This window comes from Cupriavidus ulmosensis, from assembly GCF_977008105.1.
In genome coordinates, this window is sequence record NZ_CDRMWP010000001.1 from 1,693,844 (window position 1) to 1,714,901 (window position 21,058).

The 21,058-nt window shown below is 72.7% G+C and carries 17 protein-coding genes; 7 read left to right on the top strand and 10 right to left on the bottom strand.

From position 1 onward, the window contains the following. Position 1: 1 nt before the first annotated feature. Together ACWTPI_RS07665 and ACWTPI_RS07670 are read left to right on the top strand one after the other, a co-directional pair. Complete coding sequence (locus ACWTPI_RS07665) at positions 2–2,359, top strand: exo-beta-N-acetylmuramidase NamZ domain-containing protein (protein WP_454731335.1); 2,358 nt, start codon at positions 2–4, stop codon at positions 2,357–2,359. Between the two features lie 61 nt (positions 2,360–2,420). Further along, on the top strand, positions 2,421–2,660 hold the full coding sequence (locus ACWTPI_RS07670) for a hypothetical protein (RefSeq protein WP_156173899.1): 240 nt from the start codon (positions 2,421–2,423) through the stop codon (positions 2,658–2,660). Between the two features lie 83 nt (positions 2,661–2,743). Here the strand turns inward: ACWTPI_RS07670 and ftsH are convergent, their stop codons facing one another. After that, on the bottom strand, positions 2,744–4,675 hold the full coding sequence (ftsH, locus tag ACWTPI_RS07675) for an ATP-dependent zinc metalloprotease FtsH (protein WP_454731336.1): 1,932 nt from the start codon (positions 4,673–4,675) through the stop codon (positions 2,744–2,746). A gap of 206 nt (positions 4,676–4,881) precedes the next feature. On the opposite strand from ftsH, the gene ACWTPI_RS07680 reads away from it, so the two are divergent. Further along, complete coding sequence (locus ACWTPI_RS07680) at positions 4,882–5,259, top strand: TraR/DksA family transcriptional regulator (protein ID WP_059413186.1); 378 nt, start codon at positions 4,882–4,884, stop codon at positions 5,257–5,259. Between the two features lie 64 nt (positions 5,260–5,323). Here ACWTPI_RS07680 and ACWTPI_RS07685 read toward each other — a convergent pair whose 3' ends face one another. The 5 genes from ACWTPI_RS07685 to ACWTPI_RS07705 are packed head-to-tail and all read right to left on the bottom strand — an operon-like array spanning position 5,324 to position 9,717. Further along, the gene (locus ACWTPI_RS07685; RefSeq protein ID WP_454731337.1) at positions 5,324–6,076 is read right to left on the bottom strand and encodes an ABC transporter ATP-binding protein; all 753 of its coding nucleotides are present in this window, start codon (positions 6,074–6,076) and stop codon (positions 5,324–5,326) included. Continuing rightward, a complete protein-coding gene (locus ACWTPI_RS07690) occupies positions 6,073–6,909 on the bottom strand; it encodes an ABC transporter permease (protein ID WP_059413184.1) in 837 nt (278 codons plus the stop codon). The genes ACWTPI_RS07685 and ACWTPI_RS07690 overlap by 4 nt, the downstream gene beginning before the upstream one ends. Continuing rightward, on the bottom strand, positions 6,909–7,865 hold the full coding sequence (locus ACWTPI_RS07695) for an ABC transporter substrate-binding protein (protein WP_454731338.1): 957 nt from the start codon (positions 7,863–7,865) through the stop codon (positions 6,909–6,911). Before ACWTPI_RS07695 ends, ACWTPI_RS07690 begins: the two co-directional genes overlap by 1 nt. Before the next feature lie 50 nt (positions 7,866–7,915). Then, positions 7,916–8,830: a TauD/TfdA dioxygenase family protein gene (locus tag ACWTPI_RS07700; protein ID WP_454731339.1), complete on the bottom strand. Its 915-nt coding sequence runs from the start codon at positions 8,828–8,830 to the stop codon at positions 7,916–7,918. Between the two features lie 50 nt (positions 8,831–8,880). Beyond that, the gene (locus ACWTPI_RS07705; protein WP_454731340.1) at positions 8,881–9,717 is read right to left on the bottom strand and encodes a sulfurtransferase; all 837 of its coding nucleotides are present in this window, start codon (positions 9,715–9,717) and stop codon (positions 8,881–8,883) included. Between the two features lie 223 nt (positions 9,718–9,940). Here ACWTPI_RS07705 and ACWTPI_RS07710 point away from each other — a divergent pair, with 223 nt between their 5' ends. Then, a complete protein-coding gene (locus tag ACWTPI_RS07710) occupies positions 9,941–11,374 on the top strand; it encodes an MFS transporter (protein WP_454731341.1) in 1,434 nt (477 codons plus the stop codon). Between the two features lie 29 nt (positions 11,375–11,403). Beyond that, entirely contained in the window at positions 11,404–11,886 is a 483-nt protein-coding gene (locus ACWTPI_RS07715) for a MarR family winged helix-turn-helix transcriptional regulator (RefSeq protein ID WP_059413179.1), read from the top strand. A 51-nt stretch (positions 11,887–11,937) separates the two neighbouring features. On the opposite strand, the gene fumC is transcribed toward ACWTPI_RS07715, so the two are convergent. From fumC to ACWTPI_RS07735, 4 genes are all read right to left on the bottom strand, one after another. Next, complete coding sequence (fumC, locus tag ACWTPI_RS07720; protein WP_454731342.1) at positions 11,938–13,338, bottom strand: class II fumarate hydratase; 1,401 nt, start codon at positions 13,336–13,338, stop codon at positions 11,938–11,940. A 342-nt stretch (positions 13,339–13,680) separates the two neighbouring features. Beyond that, positions 13,681–14,946: an acyl-CoA dehydrogenase family protein gene (locus tag ACWTPI_RS07725; RefSeq protein WP_454731343.1), complete on the bottom strand. Its 1,266-nt coding sequence runs from the start codon at positions 14,944–14,946 to the stop codon at positions 13,681–13,683. 64 nt (positions 14,947–15,010) lie between these two features. After that, the gene (locus ACWTPI_RS07730; RefSeq protein WP_454731344.1) at positions 15,011–16,435 is read right to left on the bottom strand and encodes an LLM class flavin-dependent oxidoreductase; all 1,425 of its coding nucleotides are present in this window, start codon (positions 16,433–16,435) and stop codon (positions 15,011–15,013) included. Beyond that, complete coding sequence (locus ACWTPI_RS07735; protein ID WP_454731345.1) at positions 16,432–17,862, bottom strand: LLM class flavin-dependent oxidoreductase; 1,431 nt, start codon at positions 17,860–17,862, stop codon at positions 16,432–16,434. The genes ACWTPI_RS07730 and ACWTPI_RS07735 overlap by 4 nt, the downstream gene beginning before the upstream one ends. A gap of 406 nt (positions 17,863–18,268) precedes the next feature. Between ACWTPI_RS07735 and ACWTPI_RS07740 the strand changes: the two genes are divergently transcribed. Together ACWTPI_RS07740 and ACWTPI_RS07745 are read left to right on the top strand one after the other, a co-directional pair. Beyond that, positions 18,269–19,504 carry an acyl-CoA dehydrogenase family protein gene (locus tag ACWTPI_RS07740; protein WP_454731346.1) on the top strand — a complete coding sequence of 412 codons (1,236 nt, stop codon included), beginning with the start codon at positions 18,269–18,271 and terminating at the stop codon, positions 19,502–19,504. Next, positions 19,501–21,036 carry an FAD-dependent oxidoreductase gene (locus tag ACWTPI_RS07745; protein WP_454731347.1) on the top strand — a complete coding sequence of 512 codons (1,536 nt, stop codon included), beginning with the start codon at positions 19,501–19,503 and terminating at the stop codon, positions 21,034–21,036. The genes ACWTPI_RS07740 and ACWTPI_RS07745 overlap by 4 nt, the downstream gene beginning before the upstream one ends. The last annotated feature ends 22 nt before the right edge of the window (positions 21,037–21,058 follow it).

Consider the following 21,058-nt stretch of genomic DNA (forward strand, 5'->3'; position numbering starts at 1 on the left):
GATGAACCATCGCGCCGCGCGCCGCGCGCTGTCCGCCGTGCTGCTGCTCGCCTGCGCGCTGGCGCGGGGGCAGACCGCGGCACCGGCCACGGAGCCGGCGACGGCCGCCGCGCGCGAACAGCTGCGCGCCATCGTCGAGGGCCAGATCGGCGCCGGCAACATTCCCGGCGCGGTCGTGCTGGCCGGCGACGCCGGGCACATCCGCTACCAGCTTGCCGCCGGCCGGCGCGCGGTCCTGCCGGCGAGCGAGGCGATGAGCGCCGATACCGTGTTCGACCTCGCCTCCGTCACCAAGGTGATCGCCACCACCACCGCCGTGCTGCAGCTGAGCGAGCGCGGCGCGGTCTCGCTGGACGCGCCGGTGGTCCGCTACCTGCCGGCGTTCGGCGCCGCCGGCAAGGCATCCATCACCGTGCGCGAACTGCTCGCGCATACCTCGGGCCTGCCCGCCGGGTTGCCGCCGCGCCGGCGCGCGGGCGACGGCGACGCCGTGCGCGAGGCGATGAACCTGGCGCCGGTGGCGCCGCCCGGCGAGCGCGTCATCTACAGCGACGTCAATTTCGTCGTGCTCGGCGAACTGGTCCGGCGCGTGGCCGGGCAGCCGCTGGACGCATGGTGCCGCGACCACGTCTTCGCGCCCCTGGGCATGCGCGACACGGGTTTCCTGCCCGGCCCGCAGATGGTGGCGCGGACCGCGCCGACGGCGCCGCGCGGCGGCCGGATGCTGCGCGGCCTTGTCCATGACCCCACCGCGGCGCGCCTGGGCGGCGTGGCCGGCAATGCCGGCCTGTTTTCCACCGCGGCGGACCTGGCGCGGTTCGCGCAGATGATCCTCAACGGCGGGCAGGCCGGCGGCACCCGCGTGCTGCGGCCCGAGAGCGTCGCGCTGCTGGCGGCGCCGGCCACGCCGCTGGCCGCCGGCGCGTGGCGCGGCCTGGGCTGGGCGCTGGCCGCGCCGCTCGCGGCCAGCCGCGACCGCCTGCCGCCGCTGGGGATGCTGGAGCAGACCGGCTACACCGGCACCGGCGTGTGGATCGACATGGTGAGCGGGCGTTTCGCGGTGATCCTGAGCAGCCGCCTGCATCCCGGCGACCAGGGCAACGCCGCGCCGCTGCGGCAGCAGGTGCTGGCGCTGCTGGCCAGCGAGACGCCGCCGCTGGCCGCGCAGGCGATCGGCGCCGCCGTGCCGGGCACCGCCGCGGCGCTGGCGTGGAGCATGCGCCTGCCGCCGGCCGCGGGGCCGGTGCGCAGCGGCATCGACGTGCTGGAGGCGCAGGCGTTCGCGCCGCTGGCGGGCCTGCGCGTGGGGCTTGTCACCAACCGCAGCGGCTTCGACGGCAGCGGTGCGCGCACCGCGGACGTGCTGGCGCGCGCGCCCGGCGTCGCGCTGGCGGCGCTGTTCGCGCCCGAGCACGGCCTGGGCAGCGATGTCGACGCGCCGCTCGGCGATGCGGTCGACGCGGGCACCGGCGTGCCGGTCCACAGCCTGTACGGCGCGCACCGGCGCTTCGCGCCGGCGACGCTGGCGGGCGTGGACGCGCTGGTATTCGACGTGCAGGACGCCGGCGTGCGCTTCTTCACCTACATCACCACGCTCGGCTACATGCTGGAGGCCGCCGCCGCGCGCGGTGTGCCGGCCTTCGTGCTGGACCGGCCCAATCCGCTCGGCGCCGACCGCTTTGGCGGCCCGCCGCAGGACCCCGGTCAGGCGTCGTTTACCGGCTACTTCCCGCTGCCGCTGCTGCACGGCATGACCGTGGGCGAACTGGCCCGGATGTTCAACGGCGAGCTGGGCATCGGCGCCGACCTGCGCGTCGTCGCCATGCAGGGCTACACGCGCGGCATGCGCTTCGCCGACACCGGCCTGGGCTGGGTGCCGCTCTCGCCGAACCTGCGCGACGCGGCGCAACTGGACCTGTATGCCGACGTCGGCCTGATCGAGGGCGCGAACGTCAGCGTGGGGCGCGGCACGCCGACGCCGTTCGCGCTGGTGGGCGCGCCGTGGATCGCCGCGCGGGAACTGGCCGCCTACCTGAACGCGCTGGATGCCGGCGCGCGCTTCGAGGCCACCAGCTTCGTGCCGACCGAAGGCCGCTATCGCGGCCGCCTGTGCCAGGGCGTGTCGATCCTGCCCGGCGCGGCGCCGAGGCCGCCGGGCCGGCTCGGGCTGGCGCTGGCGATCGCGCTGCACGCGCTCCACGCAAAGCAGTTCGACCTGCCCGCGATCCGCGCGTCGCTGGGCTCGGCCGAGGCCTGGCGCCTGATCGACGCGCATGCGCCGCTGGCCGAGGTCGAGCGGGCGGTGTCGGCGCAGGGCGCCGGCTTCGCCGCGCAGCGCGCGCGCTTCCTGATGTACTGACGCGGCCGGCGTGCCGGCCGCGATGGCAACGCCCGCACGGGCATCGACGGAGGAACAGCGAATGACGACGAAAACGGCGGTCCGGATTGGCGGCGGCGCCCGCGCGCGCGCCTGGTGCGGCGCCGCGGGACTGGCCGCGCTGCTTTGCGCGGGATGCGCGTCGGGGCCGGACTGGTGGCGCCCGCCGCGGCCCAAGGCCGGCGCGGCGGCGGTGATGCCGGCCGGCGCCGGGGCGGGGGGCGATCTTCGCGTCGCCGGAGACGGGCGGCCGGCGGTCTGCCGGCGGGTGGACGCGGCCTAGAACCGGCGATCGGCAATTGGCAATCGGCAGGCCCGCGCTTCCCGGCCGGAGGGCCGGCGGCGCCGGGTGTCAGGCGTCAGGCGTCAGGAAGCGTGCGCGACCGCGCCGGGCTGCGCGGCCGGCGGCGTCTGCAGTGTCTGCGGCGTCGTTGGCGTCTGCGCCGGCGGCGCATGCAGCAAGGCGTCGAGGGCCGCGCGGTCGACCACCTCGGTGGCCAGCAGCAGGTCCGCCAGCGCCGCCAGTTCGGCGCGCCGGGTCTGCAAGGTCTGCCGCACGCGCTCGCCGGCGTCGGCCAGCAGGTGCCGCACCTCGTCGTCGATCGCCTCGGCGGTGCGCTCGCTGTAGTCGCGCGGCTCGCGCGGCGCCGCCGCGGGATCGGGCTCGAGCGGGCTGGCCAGGCGCTCGTAGGTGGCAAAGCCGAGCTTCTCGCCCATGCCGTAGCGCGTGACCATCTGGCGCGCCATGTCGGTCGCGCGCTGCAGGTCGTCCTGGGCGCCGGTGGAGGCATCGCCGAACACCAGTTCCTCGGCGAGGCGCCCGCCCAGCAGCACGTCCAGGCGGTCGAGCAGCTCGCTCTTGCGCAGCACGTAGCGGTCCTCGGACGGCGTCTGCCGGGTATAGCCCAGCGCCGCGATCCCGCGCGGAATGATCGAGATCCGCGACACCTTGTCGGCATACGGGCGGTTCTCGGCGACCAGCGCGTGCCCGGCCTCGTGGTAGGCGATGATGCGCTTCTCGAGCGGATTCATCACGCGGTTCTTTTTCTCCAGGCCGCCCACGATCCGCTCCAGCGCATCGTCGAAATCGGCCATGTCGACCGCGTCCTTGCCGCGGCGCGCGGCCAGCAGGGCCGCCTCGTTGACCAGGTTGGCGAGGTCGGCGCCGGCGAAGCCCGGCGTGCGCGCGGCGATCTGCGCGATCTGCGTGCCGGGCGCGAGCCGCACGCCGCGCACGTGCACCTGCAGTATCTGCTCGCGCCCGCGCAGGTCGGGCCGGTCCAGCGGCACGTGCCGGTCGAAGCGGCCGGCGCGCAGCAGGGCCGGGTCGAGGATCTCCGGGCGGTTGGTGGCGGCCATGATGATGACGCCCTTGTTGGTGTCGAAGCCGTCCATCTGCACCAGCAGCTGGTTCAGGGTCTGCTCGCGCTCGTCGTTGCCGCCGGCCATGCCGAAGCCGCGCGCCTTGCCGAGCGCGTCGAGCTCGTCGATGAAGATGATGCAGGGCGCCTTGGCCTCGGCCTGCGTGAACAGGTCGCGCACGCGGGCCGCGCCCACGCCGACGAACATCTCGACGAAGCTGGCGCCGCTGATGCTGAAGAACGGCACGCCCGCCTCGCCCGCCACGGCCCGCGCCAGCAGCGTCTTGCCGGTGCCCGGCGCGCCCAGCAGCAGCACGCCCTTGGGCAGCTTGCCGCCGAGCCGGCGAAAGCGCTCCGGCGCCTTCAGGTATTCCACGATCTCCATCAGCTCGGCCTTGGCCTCGTCGATGCCGGCCACGTCCGCGAACGTGACCCCGGTGTCGGTCTGCATGTAGATGCGCGCCCGGCTCTTGCCGATCTCCAGCAGGCCGCCGGTGGCGGAGCCCATGCGCCGCAGGAAATAGCCCCAGATGGCGACGAAGATCAGCGCGGGCAGCACCCAGGAGAGCAGGGTGCCGAGCCACTGGCTGTCGACGTCGCCGACGAAGCGGATCTTCGCCGCCTCCAGGTCCTGCGTCAGCGCCGGGTCGCCGACCCGGACCGTGGTGAAGCGGCGCTCGCCGCCGCCCGCGCCGCGCAGCGCGTCGGCCTGCGGGCCGGCCAGGATGGTGCCGAGGTCGCGGGTGTCCACCGTGCCGCGGATTTCCCGCTCGCCGACCACCAGGTCGTGCAGCTTGCCGGCCTTGAGCAGGACCTTGAAGTCGCTGTACGCCAGGCCTTGCTCGGCGCCGGTGCGCAGCAGGGTCTGCATGGCCGCCATCAGCAGCAGGGCCGCCAGCAGGTAGACCAGGGAGAATTGTCGGTGCCGTTGTTCCATGCTGTCCTTGCCAGATGAGTCCGGTCCGTGCCCGTGCGGGTGCCCGGAGACGCGCCCGGCACGCGGCGTCGCCGCCGGGCGGGCGCCGTGGATGACGCTAACCGCAGTATTGGCCACGTGCTGCCACGGCGCTTGATGCAGCGCAAATCCGATGGCGGACGACGTTGCAGAATGGAGTGAACGCGCATCGGCGCGAGCGGAGACCCATGATGGCGGCACTGACTGCACTGACCGACGAGCAACGCAACGGCCTGGCCCTGGTGCTGGATGGCCGGGAAAAACAACTGCGCGGGCAGATCGAGGCGGCGCAGGCCGCCCGCGTCGTCGCCACGCGGCCCGAGCCGGGCGATGCGTCCGACATCGCCGAGGAAGACGACGCGGACCAGGCGATGGTGGCGCGCCACCGCGTGGAGCTGGCCGACATCGCCGCCGCGCGCGTCCGGCTGGCCGGGCATACCTATGGCGTGTGCGTGGAGTGCGGGGCGCCCATCCCGTACGAGCGCCTGCAGGCCTACCCGACCGCCAAGCGCTGCATGCCGTGCCAGCGCGGGCACGAGCAGGCGCGTTCGGCCGGCGGCGCCTGATCGGCGGGGCCGCCCGGGCCGTTCGTCCAGGCCCGGCCCCGTTTCGTCGTCCGCGCGGCGCGCTTCAGCTCTGGAGCGCTTCCATCACTTTGCGGTGGACCTCGAACAGCGCCGGGTCGTCGGGATGGCGCGGGCGCGGCACGTCCACCTCGATCACCTGCTGCACGCCGGCCGGGCTGCCGCCCATCACGGCGATGCGGTCGGCGAGGAAGGCCGCTTCGAGCATGTTGTGCGTGACCAGCACGCCGGTGGGGCGCGGCCGGCTTTCGTCCAGCCACAATGATTGCAGCAGGCTGCGCAGCCGGCGCGCGGTCAGCTCGTCCAGCGCGCTGAACGGCTCGTCGAGCAGCAGCACGTCCGGCTGCACGGCAAACGCCCGGGCGATGGACACGCGCTGCTTCTGCCCGCCCGAGAGGAATTGCGGGTAGGCCCGCCCGTGCTCGGAGAGCTCGACCTTGCGCAGCAGTTCGCGCACCACGCGCGGCCGCTCGGCGGCATCGACGGCGCGTCCCTCGAACACGATGCCGATGTTCTCCTCGACGCTGAGCCAGTCCAGCAGCCGCGGCTGCTGGAACACCACGCTCAGGCTGATCGCGTCCTGGCTGCGGTCGAAGGCCACGCGGCCCTGGCTGGGCCGGTCGAGGCCCGCGATCAGGTTCAGCAGCGTCGACTTGCCGCAGCCCGACGGCCCCACCAGCGCCACCAGCTCGCCGGCGCGCACGGTCAGGTCCACCTGGCTGAGGATGGTGCGCGCGGCGTCGGTGCCGCGCGGCGCGAAGCGCTTGGCCACGCCTTCGATGCGGATGTCGCTGCTCATGATGCGCCGCCCCGCTTCCAGCGGTTCGCATGCGCCTCGAGCGTGCGGAACACGCCGTGCTCGACCACGATCATCGCCGCCCAGAAGGCGATGGTCCAGGCGATCACGCCCTCGACGTTCTGCGTGCTGAACTGCGCGTTGAGCTGGTAGCCCACGCCGTTGGACATGCCGAAGATCTCGACCAGCACGATGACCTTCCACGCGATCGAGAAGCCCACGCGGCAGCCCGACACGATGAAGCTGTACAGCAGCGGCAGCCACACCTTGCGCAATACCGTGGCGCCCGGCAGGCGGAACACGCGGACCATCTCCACGATCTCGTGGTCGAGCGAGCGCACGCCCTGCTGCACCGAGATCACCAGCGAGGGCAGCACGCCCAGCGCCACCGCCACCACCGGCGAGGTCAGCGAGACGCCGAACCAGATCACGCACAGCAGCGCCCACACCAGGCCGGGCACGGTCAGGCCGAGGATGATGCCGGGCTCGAAGAAGCGCTCGGCGAAGCGCGACACCGCCGACGCGATGCCGATCGGCAGCGCGAACACCAGCGCCAGCAGGAAGCCCAGCGACATGCGCAGGAAGGTCACGCCGATCTCGCTGAAGGCGAAGCCGCTCACGCTGATCGCCACCAGCTCGCGCGCGATGGCCGCGGTGCCCGGCACCAGCGGCGAGTGCAACACGCGCGCCATGCCTTCCCAGCCGGCCGCCAGCAGCACGAAGAACAGCGCCTGCGGGCCGAAGCGCGCGGCCGCCGCGCGCAGGCGCAGCGCCAGCGCGCCGCGCCGGCCGGGCGGCGCGGCGGGGCGCTCGAGAATGATGTGATCGGTATTCATCAGGCCTGCACGTAGATCTTGCGCGCCGGGGCGCGGTCGAGCACGCCGAGCTTGACCGCCACCTCGATCTGCTTGTCGATGGTGGCGAACACGCTGGCGTCCCACCGGGTCGCGTAGGCGGGCGCCAGCCGCGACGGCAGCAGCTCGATGGCGCGCGCCTCGTCGGCCTTGAAGCCGATCTCGGGCGCGATCTCGCGCAGCTGCGCCGGGTTCTGCCGCAACGAGCCGCTCACGCGCTGGAACAGCGCGCCGAGCTTGGCCGCGGTGGCGGTGTTGCTCTCGTACCAGCTCCGGCTCGCGGCCAGTCCGACCAGGATCGGGTCTTCCTGCTGGCCGGTGGCCTGCTTCCAGATGTCGGCCACGCGCGCGATCTCGCGCGCGCCGCGCGCCACCAGCCGCGTCGCGGTCGGCTCCAGCGTGATGATCGCGTCGACGTCGCCGCGCTCGAACAGCGCGAGGTTGGCGGTCGGGGAACCGTGGATGACCTTGACGTCCTTCTTGAGGTCGATGCCGATCAGCGAGGCGGCGATGCGTGCCTGCTGGTAGGTCTCGCTGGTCTCGGCGGTGGTGGCGATGCGCTTGCCCACCAGGTCCTTCGGCGCGCGCAGGCCGCTGTCGCCGCGCACCAGCCAGCGGCCGTGGTTGTTCAGCGCGGGGCCGAACAGCACGATGTCGCTGCCGCGGTTGGCCAGCGTGGCCAGCCCGACCGCGCCGAACACGCCCACGTCGAGCGAGCCGGCGCTGAGCTGCACCTGCATCTTGCCGGGATCGGCCGTGACCCAGTCGAGCTTGAGGGCCGGGTCCGTGTTGAGCTTGTAGCGGTCGATCAGCGGGCGCCACACCGAGCCCGCGCTGCCTGGCGAAGGCAGCGTGATGCGCACGCCGGACGCCTGCGCGAAGGCCGCGAGCGGCGCCAGGCCGGCGCCGAGGGTAAGGAGGAATTGCCTGCGTTGCATGGATGTCCTGTTGGTCAAAGGCGCGTGAGGCTGGCGCGGCGCAAGCGCGCTCACACCACCAGCGCGCGGTGCAGCACGCGCCGGCCCTGGCCGAAGTCCGCCACGCCGCGGTGCTGCACGGTGCGGTTGTCCCAGATCAGCGCCGTGCCGTCTTCCCAGCGGTGGCGCGTCTGCACCTCGGGCGCGCCCAGCGCGTCGAACAGCACGTCGAGCAGCGCCTGGCTGGTGCGGCGCGTGACGCCGAGGATGCGCTGCGTATAGAGCTCGTTGGCGAAGATCTGCTTGCGGCCGGTCTCCGGGTGCGTGCGCACCAGCGGCACCTCGATGGGCGGATGCTTCTCGCGCTGCGCCGCGCGCTGCGCGAGGTCGTGGTAGGCCAGCGTGAGGAAACCCTGGGCCTCCACGTCATGCACCGCGCTCAGCGTCTCCAGGTAGGCGGCGAACAGCGGGTCGAGCAGGTCGTAGGCGGCGGTCGCGTTGGCGAACAGCGTGTCGCCGCCGACCTGCGGCGCGGCCTGCGCGAACAGCGCGGTGAAGGGCGGCGGCTTCGGCTGGAACACCTGGTCCATGTGCCAGATGTAGTTCATGCGGGTCTTCTTGATCGACGAGTCGATCGCGTTGAGCTGGCCGTCCTTGCCGGTCTCCGGCGTGTACGGCGTGTTCATCAGCTTCGGCGTGCCGAACAGCGCGACCAGTTGCTCGAAGTCCTCCAGCGCCACCGTGCCCGGCGCGAAGCTCAGGAAGCCGTGGCGCAGGATGCCGTCGTAGAGGAAGCGGCGCAGCGCCGCGCCGGGCTCGGCATGCGGGCCGATGCGCAGGCCGGTGACGCGCGCGCCCACGGTGGCGGAATAGGGCGTCAGCGTGACGCCCTCGAAGGTGGCGGGCGCGCCGTGGTAGCGGCGCATGTCCAGGACCCTGGACTGGATCCGGTCCAGTTTTTCGTCGTCGACGAAGATGCCGTTCATGATGTGATCGGAAAGGTTGCGCGAGAGAGGAGGGCGGGCCGCGTGCCGGTTCAGGCCGCGGGCGCGGTGGCGGCGGCGGGGATGGGGATGGCGATGGCGCTTGCGTCGACCGGGTACTGGTCGAGGTTGCCCCACTCGTTCCAGGAGGCCGGATAGACCGCCGCGTCCGCGTGGCCGGCAAGCTGCAGTGCCACGAAGGCGCGCGCGGCGCGCCCGCCGCCGCCGCAGTAGACGATGGCGCGCTCGCCGGGCGCGGCGACCTGCGCCAGCGCCGCGGCAAGCTGCGCGCGCGGCGCGAAGCGGCCGTCGGCGCCGAGTTCCTGGCGCGTGTCCCAGAAGCGCGCGCCCGCCACGCGGCCGTTGCGGCGGGCGTTGCTGCGCAGGCCCGCGTATTCGTCGTGCTCGCGCGCGTCGATCACGCGCGCGCCGCCTTGCGTGGCCGCCAGCACTTCCTCGGCGGTGGCGAGATAGGCGGCCCGCGGCTGCGGCACGAAGCGCGTGGCCCGCACCGCCGGCGCGGCACGGTCGAGCGCGCCGCCCCACGCCTTCAGCCCGCCGTCGAGCAGCGCGATGCGCGCCACGCCGGCATAGGCCAGCGCCCAGGCCACGCGCGCGGCATTGACCTCGTTCTGCGCGCCGGCCACCACCACGTGCGTGTCCGCCGCGATGCCCAGCGCGGACAGCGTCCAGCCCAGCAGCGTGTGGAAGCGCGCCAGCGCGGGCGCGTCGGTGCGCGGCAGCGACAGCAGCGCGGCATCGAGATGGCGCGCGTGCGGGATGTGCCCTTCCCAGTAGTCGGCCTGCGGGCGGCTGTCGATGACGGCCACGCCCGCGGCGCCTGCGTGTTGTGCCAGCCAGTCGGCGCTGACGAGTTCGAATACCGCCATCGGTGTCGCTCCGTGTCTTCTGTGGTGATGGGCCGGCGCGCGAGCGCGCCGGCTGCAAGGAATGGATCGCATCGTATAGGCAGCGCGCCGGCCAACCAACGACCGATTAATAGTTAGCATATTTACTAATCGCATTTCCATTGCGCCCGCGCAGCGCCGAGAATCGGGGTCCGGCCTGGTCCGGCCCGTTGCCTTTTCCTCCCCGGTTTCCGTTTCCCCGCTCATGCCATCCCAGCACGCTTCGACCGCCACAGCCGCCAAAGCCGCGCAGGCCGACTTCCGCCCGCTGTCCATCCTGGTCGGCATGGCCTTCTTCATGGAGCAGCTCGACGCCACCATCGTCAGCCCGGCGATTCCCGACATCGCGCGCGCGTTCGGCGTCGATCCGCTCAGCCTCAACCTGACCATGACGGTCTACCTGCTGTGCTCGCTGATCTTCATCCCGCTCAGCGGGCTGCTGGCCGCGCGCCACGGCACGCGCACCGTGTTCCAGGCCGCCGTGGCGCTGTTCGTGGCCAGCTCGGCCGCGTGCGCGCTGGCGCCGAGCCTGCCGGCGCTGACGCTGGCGCGCGCGCTGCAGGGCAGCGCCGCGGCGATGATGGTGCCGGTCGGGCGCACCGCCATCGTGCACCTGGTCGGCAAGGCGCAACTGGTGGAGGCACTGGCGTGGATGATCACGCCGGCCATGCTCGGCCCGATGCTGGGGCCGCCGCTCGGCGGCCTGTTGTGCGCATGGCTGTCGTGGCACTGGGTGTTCCTGATCAACGTGCCGGTCGGGCTGCTGGGCCTGCTGGCCTCGCGGCGCGCGATGCCGCAACTGCGCGAGCGCACCGACGCCGTGTTCCACCCGCGCGAATGGCTGCTGGCCGCCGCCGTGCTGACGCTCGTGGTGGTCATGCTGGAGCGCGCGCGCCATGCGTTCGACGCGCCGCTGCTGGCCGCGCTGGCGGCGCTGCTGGCGCTGCTGGCCTGGCTGCACGCGCGCCAGTTCCGCCGGCTGGCGCGGCCCATGCTGGACTTCCGCCTGCTTTCGGTCGGCACCTTCTCGACCGGCTTCTGGGCCGGCGCGCTGGTGCGCGTGGGGTATGGCGCGCTGCCGTTCCTGCTGCCGCTGATGCTGCAGATCGGGCTCGGCTTCAGCGCGCTGCACAGCGGGGTGGTGCTGCTGGCCAGCGGCGTGGTCGCGTTCTTCACCAAGACCCGCACCACGGCCATGCTGCGGCGCTGGGGCTTTCGCCGCGTGCTGCTGTGGAACGGGCTGATGTGCGCGCTCGCGCTGGCGGCCTGCGCGCTGTTCGCGCTGCCGCGCTGGAACCTGCTGGGAATCGGCGCGGTGGTGTCGCTGGCGGGCTTCTTCCGCGCCGTGCAGTTCAACGCGCTGACCGCGCTCGCCTATGCCGACCTGCCGCCGGCGAAGGTGGCCGCGGCGACCACGCTGAACACGATGGGCTGGCAACTCGCTATCATGCTGGGTATTTCGCTGTCGGCGCTGGCCGTGCAGTGGTCGGCCCGGCTCGGCGGCCGCGCCGAGCCCGCCGGCGCCGACTTTTCGCTCGCGTTCGTGGTGGTGGCGCTGTTCGCCTGCGCCGCGCTGCCGCGCTACCGGGCGCTGCCCCGGCGCGCCGGCGAGGAGCTCAGCGGCCACCAGGCCGCGTGACACCCCATTCCACCCACTTTCGCATCCCTATGTCCACCACCGAGGTCGAGCGCCTGTCCCAACTCTATTCCCGTCCCGGCTTCCTGCTGCGGCGCGCGCACCAGATCTCCGTCGCCATCTTCGAGGACAGCTTCGCCGCGCTGGAGCTGACACCGTCGCAATACGCCGTGCTGATCGCGCTCCACAACATCGAGCGCGCCAGCCAGAACGACGTGGCGCGCGCGCTCGGCGTGAACAAGGTCAGTGTCTCGCAGGTGGCGCAGAGCCTGGAGGAGCGCGGCTGGGTCACGCGCGAGACCTCGGCCGACGACCGCCGCCAGCGCCAGCTCGCGCTCTCGGCCAAGGGCCGCAAGGCGCTGTCGCGCTCGATGGAAATGGCCGACGCCGCCTACGATGCGCTGATGGCGCCGTTCGACGCGGCCGAGCGGCGCCAGTTCATCGCGCTGCTGCAGCGCGTGGTGACGTCGCTGGAGCCGCGCGCGCGCACGCCGTTCGCGCCGGCCGGCGCCTAGCGGCGCGGCCGGCCCGATGCGCTGGACCGGCCAGGCGTGGCGGCAGGCGTGTCAGGCGCTCGGATGCGTCATCTCGATCGGCACGATCCAGCGCGCGTAGTCTTCCTCGCTCAGGTAGCCCAGCGCCAGCGCCGCGGCCTTGAGCGTGAGCCCTTCCTTGTGCGCCTTCTTGGCGATGGCCGCGGCCTTGTCGTAGCCGATATGGCGGTTCAGCGCCGTCACCAGCATCAGGTTCTTGTCGAGGTTCTCGGCGATCTTCGGCAGGTTCGGCTCGATGCCGACCGCGCAGTGGTCGTTGAAGGCCACGCTGGCGTCGGCGATCAGCTCGATGCTCTCCAGCACGTTGTGCACCATCACCGGCTTGTACACGTTGAGCTGGAAGTTGCCCTGGCTGCCGGCGAAGGCGACCGTGGCGTCGTTGCCGAACACCTGCGCGCACACCATCGTCATGGCTTCGCACTGGGTCGGGTTGACCTTGCCCGGCATGATCGACGAGCCCGGCTCGTTCTCGGGGATGTTGAGCTCGCCGATGCCGCAGCGCGGGCCCGAGGCCAGCCAGCGCACGTCGTTGGCCATCTTCATCAGCCCGCCGGAGAGCGTGCGCAGCGCGGCCGAGGCCTGCACCAGCGCGTCGTGCGCGGACAGCGCGAAGAACTTGTTGGGCGCGTCGACGAACGGATGGCCGGTCAGCGTGGCGATGTAGGCCGCCGCGCGCGCGCCGAAGCGCGGGTGCGCGTTCAGCCCGGTGCCCACGGCGGTGCCGCCGATGGCCAGTTCCAGCAGGCCCGGCAGCGCGGCCTTGACCGCGTTCAGGCCGAAGTCGATCTGCGCGACCCAGGCGCTGATCTCCTGGCCGAGCGTGATCGGGGTGGCGTCCTGGAGGTGGGTGCGGCCGGTCTTGACGATGTCCTTGTAGGCCGTGGCCTTGGCCGCAAGCGTGTCGCGCAGGGCTTCCACGGCCGGCAGCAGCTTGGTGTAGATCTGTTCCACCACGGCGATGTGCATGGCGGTGGGGAAGGTGTCGTTGGAGCTCTGGCCGCGGTTGACGTGGTCGTTGGCGTGCACCGGCTTCTTGCTGCCGATCTCGCCGCCGGCGATCTCGATGGCGCGGTTCGAGATCACCTCGTTGGCGTTCATGTTGGACTGCGTGCCGGAGCCGGTCTGGAACACCACCAGCGGGAAATGGCTGTCCAGCTTGCCGGCGATGACCTCGTCGGCGGCCTGCACGATCAGCACGGCGAGGTCCTTGGGCAGCTCGCCCAGTTCGGCATTGGCCTCGGCCGCGGCCCGCTTGAGGATGCCCAGCGCGCGGATGACCGGCCGTTGCCAGCGGAACCGACTCACCCCGATCGGGAAATTGATGATGGAACGCTGCGTCTGCGCGCCCCAGTACCGGTCTGCGGGGACGTCGATGGCGCCCATCGAGTCGGTTTCGGAACGGAATTCGGACATCTGAGTTGCTCCCCAAAAAGGTTAATCCAGCGCGCCCCATGTTCTGGACGAGGGATTTCGTCTCGCGGTCTGCGCTGCCCGGAACAATAGCGCAGGTTGCCGCCGGCGGCACGCGTAGCCTGACCGGCGAAAGGGGTAAGCGGGGGGCAGGCCGGGAGGAATGCCTGCGGCGCGGGGGCCACTCCGGCGGGAGCGGGGCCGGCGGATGGACGATGCGCCGCCGCGGCCGTCCGCCCGCGGCGGGCCGGCGGCGCGGGCAGGGTGCCCCGGCGCCGCACTCCGGCGCCGGAGTGGCTTGCGGACGGCTTGCCCGCGGCGCCGCCGGCGCTTCGGCGCACCGGATCAGAACAGGCCGGTGGTCGGCGGCGGCTGGTCCTTGAGCAGCCACGCGCCCACCGCCGCCGCCTTCCACTGGCGCGGGTTGTGGTTGGCCACGGTGCGGGCGTTGCGCCAGTGCCGGTCGAGGTTGTACTGGCGGTCGCAGGACGACGCGCCGCCCGCGTCGAAGGCGAGTTCCCCGCTCTTGAGCGCGGCGTCGACGGCGAAGTACTGCGCCTGCGCCACGGCGATGGAGGCCTCGGTCAGCGCGGCGTCGCCGAGCCGGTCGGCCCAGGCCGCGTCGATGGCGTCGGCGGCGCGCAGGGTGGCGGCCTCGGCGGCGAAGGCCAGCGCCGCGATCTGGCCGATGGTCTCCTGGATGTAGGGGTCGTCCACCGAGCGCTCGGCCGAGCTGTGCTTGATCGGGCGCGCCTTGTTGCGGGCGAACCAGACCGCGTCGTTGAGCGCGTTGCGGGCGATGCCGGCCTCGGCGGCGGCCAGGAACAGCTGGAACAGCGGCGTCACGGGGTTGCGGCGGTCGCGCGGGAAGTAGCTGGTGCGCAGCTCCTCCGGCTCGACGCGCAGGTCGGTGAAGCGGGTGGTGCCGCTGGCGGTGAGGCGCTGGCCGATGGCGTCGAAGTCGTCCACCAGCTCCATGCCGGCGCGCCCGCGCGGCACCACGAAGTGGGTTTCCTTGCCGTCCTCGTTCAGGGCGATGGAGCTGACCCAGTCGGCGTAGAGCGCGCCGGTGCTGTAGAACTTGGTGCCGTTGACCACGTAGTGGCCGTCGCGGCGCACGATGGTGGCGCGGATCTCGCCGTGCTTGCCGCCGCGCTCCACGCCGCCGTTGCCGACGATCTGGCCGGCCAGCAGCCGGCCGAACCACAGTTGCCGCTCGGCCTCGTTGTCCTGCCCGGCCAGCAGCGCCTCGATCAGGCCGAAGTTGGGGCGCAGGGCCTGGGTGATGTTGGAGTCGACGGCGGCGAGGTCGATCAGGAAGCGGATGGTGTCGCGCATGCTGCCGCCGGGGCCGCCGTAGGCCTTGGGAATGCGGAAGGTCAGCAGGCCCGCGTCGGCGATGCGGCGGGCCAGCGCATAGGGCAGCTCGCGCTGCTGCTCGCGCCGCGCCGCTTCGCGGCCGATCTCGGGCAGCAGCGCCTGGGCGCGCCGCAACAGCGTGGCCACGTCGCCGGCCGGCGGCAGGGCCTGGCCCGGCGGGGCGGGATGGGCGGCGGTGGCGGAAGGCAGGGCGCCGGCGGCGGGCGCGGACGGGAAGTCGGTATGGGTCATGGCGGAGATACGTGAGGTGTGGTGCCCGGCGCGCGGCGGCCTTGCGCGAGGCGGAATCGGTGCGTCAGGCGGCGGCGGTGCTGGCGGTTGTGCTGGCCGTGGTGACGGCAGCGGTGCCGGCCTCCGGCACGCGGTAGCGCGCGGCGGCATGATCGCTGCCCAGCCGGGCGTGGCCCGGGCCGTAGAGCTTCTCGCGCAGGGTGCCGGGCTGGTAGGCGGTCTTGTAGACGCCGCGGCGCTGCAGCTCGGGCACCACGAGGTCGACGAAGTCGCGGTGCGAGTCGGGCATGATGGTGTAGCTGAGGTTGAAGCCGTCCACGCCGGTGTCTTCCATCCAGGTCTGCATCGCGTCGGCCACCTGCGCGGGCGAGCCCACCAGCACCGGCCCCTTGCCGCCGATGGCGTTGTGGCGCGCGAGCTCGCCGATGGTCCAGACGCGGTCGGGGTCGGCGATGGTGAAGCCCTCGACGGTGGACTGCATGCCTTCGCTCTTCTCGTAGGTAAATGGCGCGTCGATGTCGCGCCCGGCCAGGTCGATGCCGGTCCAGCGCGAGAACAGCGCGAGCGCGCCTTCGAGGCTGACGTGCTGCTCGATGTCGGCCAGCTTGGCGCGCGCTTCTTCCTCGGTGCGCCCGACGATGACCGTGAGCAGCATGAAGAACAGCACCGAGGCCGGGTCGCGGCCCTGTTCGGCCACGCGGCGGCGCGTGTCCTGCACGGTGTCGCGGATCACCTTGCGCGACGGCGCGCTGATGAACACGCACTCGGCGTGCGCGGCGGCGAAGTCCTTGCCGCGGCCCGAGGTGCCGGCCTGGTAGAGCAGCGGCGTGCGCTGCGGCGAGGGCTCGCTGTAGTGCACGCCCTCGATGTGGAAATACCGGCCGTCGTGGCGGATCTCGTGCACCCGGGCCGGATCGGCGAAGACCTGCCGCTCGCGGTCGCGCACCGCGGCGCCGTCTTCCCAGCTGCCTTCCCAGAGCTTGTACAGCAGGGCCATGTATTCGTCGGCCACGTCGTAGCGCTCGTCGTGCGCGCGCGCGTCGCCCAGGCCCACGGCGCGGGTGCCGGTGCTGCCGAAGCTGGTGACGATGTTCCAGCCCACGCGGCCGTTGGTCAGGTGGTCCAGCGTGGACATGCGCCGCGCGAACTGGTACGGCGGCTCGTAGGTGGTGCTGCTGGTGACGGCGAAGCCCAGGTGCGTGGTGACTTGCGCCAGCGCCGACACCAGCAGCAGCGGATCGAGGCGCGGGAACTGCAGCGCGCCGCGGATGGCGGGATCGTGGGAGCCGCCGTAGACGTTGTAGGTGCTGATGCCGTCGGCCCAGAACAGCGCGTCGTAGAGGCCGCGCTCGGCGATGCGGGCCAGCTCGGTCCAGTAGGCGAGGGTGTGGTATTGCAGCGACTGGTCGTGCGGATGCTTCCACAGGCCCGGCGACAGGTGGCTCGGGGCGAAGGTGACGAAGGCGTTGATGCGGATTTCTTTGCTCACGGTGCGGTGACGTGCGGTGCGGGCGCGGCGGCGCCGGCGGTGGTTGGAGAGGCGGCCGCGCCGTGGCGGTGGCGGCTGGCCGGGTGGCTGTCGGGCAGGCGCGCCTGGCCCTGGCCGTAGAGCTTCTCGCGCAGCGTGCCGGGGGCGTAGTCGCGCTTGTAGACGCCGCGGCGCTGCAGCTCGGGCACCACCAGGTCGACGAAGTCGCGGAAGCTTTCGTGGGCGACGGCGTAGCCGAGGTTGAAGCCGTCCACGCCGGTGTCGTCGACCCACTCCTGCATGCGGTCGGCGATGGTGGCGGGCGCGCCCACCAGCAGGCTCGCGCTGCCGCCGCCGATGGCCACGCGCGCGAGGATCTCGCGGAAGGTCCAGACGCGCTCCGGGTCGGCGCGCGTGTAGTTGTTCACCACCGACTGCATGTGGTTGGAGTCGATGTACTCGATGGGGTCGTCCAGGCCGTAGCGCGACAGGTCGATGCCGGCCCAGCGCGAGAACAGCGCCGCCGCGCCCTCGGGGCAGGCGTATTGCAGGTAGTCCTGGTATCTGGCGCGGGCCAGCTCGTCGGTGGCCGCGGGGATGGCGGTCAGCGACAGGAACACCTTGATGTCGCTGGCGTGGCGCCCGGCCTGCACGGCGCGCCGGCGCAGGTCGTCCACCGCGTCCTTGACCACCTTCTTGCTGGGCGCGCTGATGAACACGCATTCGGCGTGCGCGGCCGCGAAGGCCTTGCCGCGCGTGGAGGTGCCGGCCTGGAACAGCAGCGGCGTGCGCTGCGGCGAGGGCTCGCAGATGTGGATGCCCTCGCTGCGGAAGAACTCGCCCTCGTGCCGCACCTGGTGGATGCGCGCCGGGTCGGCGAAGATGCCCTGCTCGCGGTCGCGCAGCACCGCGCCGTCCTCCCAGCTGCCTTCCCAGTACTGGTAGACCAGCGACATGTATTCGTCGGCCACGTCGTAGCGGTCGTCGTGGGCGCGCGCGGCCTGCCCGTTGAGGGCCCTGGTGCCGCTGTCGCCGAAGCTGGTGACGATGTTCCAGCCCACGCGGCCGCCGGTGACATGGTCCAGCGTGCTCATGCGGCGCGCGAACAGGTAGGGCGGCTCGTAGCTGACGCTGCTGGTGATGCCGAAGCCCAGGTGCGTGGTGACGTGCGCCATCGCCGAGACCAGCAGGATCGGGTCGAGGCGCGGGAACTGCACCGCGCGGCGGATGGCGGTGTCCGCGCTGCCCTTGTACACGTCGTACAGGCTGATGCCGTCGGCGAGGAACACCGCGTCGAACTTGCCGTCCTCGGCGATGCGGGCCAGGTCGGTCCAGTAGGACAGCGTGTTGTACTCCAGCGAGCGGTCGCGCGGATGCCGCCACAAGCCCATCGACAGGTGGGACGGCGCGGCCAGCGCGAAGGCGTTGAGTCGGATTTCTTTGCTCATGGCGCAACGGGATGGGCGAGGCATGGAAGGGCCGCCGCGGCGGGCGGCATGGACGGACGCGGCGACGCCGTCCGCCGCGGAGATGGCCACGGCAGCGCGCGCCGGGAGCCGACAGGTTAATCAATCCGCGGTCGTGGCCGAAGCGCGATTTCCGCATTTGGTTATCCGCGCGCATTTCCATGCATATGAGAAATCGGTCTTTGTCGCGCGTGGCGGGAATTCGCACAATACCTGTCCATGACTGAGCCGCATGGCCGCACACAGGCCAGCGGCGCGCCCCCCGCTTCGCTCGTTTGGTCCGTTGCGCCGCCGTCCGCGGCAGCGGCGGCGCGGCGGCGGCGGCCTGCCAGCCTGCCCGGGGCGCCAAGCCTGTCGCCCGGCAACCGCATCGAAGAAGACGCCCTCCATGTCCGCCGTTCTGGAAACCGATCCCGCCCGCGCCGCCGGCCTGCCCGATGTGCCCGCGCCCGTCGCCGCCGCTGCTGTCGCCGATGCGCGGCAGCCGGACCTGGCGGCGCTGCGGCAGCTGGCGCAGACGCGCTTCGCGCCGCGCGAACGCGCGCTGCACGAAGCCGCCGCGCTGCCGCTGGAAAACCTGCGCGAGCTGCATGACGGCGGCTGGCTGCGCCTGACCCTGCCCGAGTCGCTCGGCGGCGCCGACAGCCGCCTGGGCACCGGCGAGGCCGCCACCTACCTGCAGGCGATCCGCACGGTGGCGCGCGTGTCGCCCGGCACCGCGCATTGCCTGCAGGTGCACAACCATGCGGTGTGGACCGTGCTCGAGGCCGGCACGCCCGAGCAGCACGCGCGCTTTCTCGCGCCGCTGCGGCACGGGCTGTCGCTGTTCTCGTTCATCGGCAGCGAGCCGGGCCTGGCGCCCGGCGCCGCGCGCTTCCAGACCACCGCCACGCCGCACGCGGGCGGGCTGCGCGTGCATGGCCGCAAGCAGTACGCCACCAACGGCGTGGCGCGCGGCTACGGCATCGTCTTCACCTCGCTCGACGGCGTCGAGGGCATGGCGGCCAACCACCAGATGGTGATCGTCGAGCCCGGCATGCCCGGCGTCGCGCAGGACGACAACTGGTACGCGCCCAGCGGCATGCGCGTGGCGGCCAGCCCGCAGATCCGGCTCGATCAGGTCGAGGTGCCGGCCAGCCACGTGCTGGGCCAGCCCGGCGAGTACCTGCGCGGGCGCTGGCAGGGCCGCTTCCACCTCGGCTTCACCGCCAATTACCTGGGCATGGGCGAAGGCATCCTGCACTGGTCGCTGGCGTGGCTGCGGCAGTTCCCGGAGCGCGTGGCCGATCCGTTCGTGCAGGCCCACGTGGGCGAGGTGACGGCGGCGCTGCAGGCCGCCGCCGCGGCGCTGGACCATGCCATCGCCGCGTGGCGGCAGCCGGACGTGCCGCAGGCCGAGCTGCTCTCGATGGCGGCCAAGTCGACCTGCGCGCAGGCCGCCGTGCTGGCGGCCGACACGCTGGGGCGCCTGACCGGCTCCACCGCGCTGTTCGACGACCATCCGCTGGGCCGGCTGATCCGCGACCTCAAGACCCACATCCTGCATGTGGGCCACGACCGCACGCACCAGACCATCGGCGCCGCCGCGCTGGGCCAGGCGTTCGACTCCACGCGCCAGCGATGAGCACGCGCGGCCTGGCGTGCGACGTGCTGGTGGTCGGTTATGGCGCGGCCGGCGCGGCGGCGGCCATCGAGGCCGCGGATGCCGGCGCGGCGGTGCTGCTGGTGGAGAAGATGCCGTCGCCGGGCGGCCTGTCGGTGGTGTCGGCGGGCGGCGCGCGCATGGCCTTCGACGCGGACGCGGCGCTGGCCTACCTGCGCCGCACCTGCGGCGGGCGCACGCCCGACGACGTGCTGCGCGTGCTGGCCGACGGCATGCGCGACTTTCCCGCGTGGCTGGCGGCGCTGGCCCGCGACATCGGCGCCGAGCTGGTGGTGCGCCCGGCGCCCGGCAACTATCCGTTCGAGGGCTTCGAGGCGCTCGGCTACGCCGAGGTGCAGGCGCTGCCCGCCGGGCTGGCGTTCCGCCATCCGGTGCCGCCGCGCGTGCGCGAGGTCTCGCCCGCCGGGGCGCGCTTCTTCGGGCTGCTGCAGGCGCACGTGGAGCGCCGCCCGGTGTCGGTGCTGACCGCCACGCGCGTGGCGCGGCTCGTGCGCGACGCCGCCGGCGCGGTATGCGGCGCGGAGCTGGAGGACGCGCACGGCAGCCTGCCGGTGCAGGCGCGCCAGGGCGTGATCCTGGCCTGCGGCGGCTTCGAGGCCAACGCGCGCATGCAGAGCGACTGGCTGGAGCCGGCCACGGTGCTCAACGGCAGCTTCCTCGGCAATACCGGCGACGGCATCCGCATGGCGCAGGAGCTGGGCGCGGACCTCTGGCACATGTGGCATTTCCACGGCCCGTATGGCTTTCGCCACCCCGACCCCGGGTTTCCCTACGGACTCTACGTCAAGAACTTCCCAATGTGGACGCCGGGCCTGCCGACCGCGCACCTGCCGGTGATGCCGTGGATCCTGGTGGACCAGCGCGGCCGGCGCTTCGCCAACGAATACGAGCCCTATCCCGGCGACACCGGGGTGCGCCATTTCTCCCATCTCGACGGCAACCACGGCGGCAACACGCGCCTGCCGGCGTGGATGGTGCTCGACGCGGACGGCTTCGGCATGTATCCGCTCGGCCGCTTCGTCGCGCATGACGCGCAGCAGTCGTTCGCATGGAGCGCGGACAACCGCCGCGAGCTGGCGCTGGGCATCTTCCGCGAGGCCGGCTCGCTGGCCGCGCTCGCGGCGCTGACCGGCGTGCCCGCGCCGGCGCTGGCGGACACCGTGCAGGCGTGGAACGCGGCCTGCGCGGACGGCCACGACGCGGCGTTCGGCCGCCCGCCGGCCACCATGCGGGCGCTGGCGCGCGCGCCGTTCTACGCGGCGCCGGTGTGGCCGCTGGTGATCAACACCCAGGGCGGCCCCGTGCACGACGCCTGCCAGCGCGTGCTGGACGTGCGCGGCCGCGCCATCGAGGGCCTGTACGCGGCCGGCGAGCTGGGCAGCGCCTTCGGCCATCTCTACATGGCCGGCGGCAATCTTGCCGAATGTCTCGTCGGCGGCCGCGCCGCCGCGCGGCACGCGGTGTCGCGCGGCGCGCGGCGCGCAGCGGCGTGAATCCATCATCCAACCCAGAGAG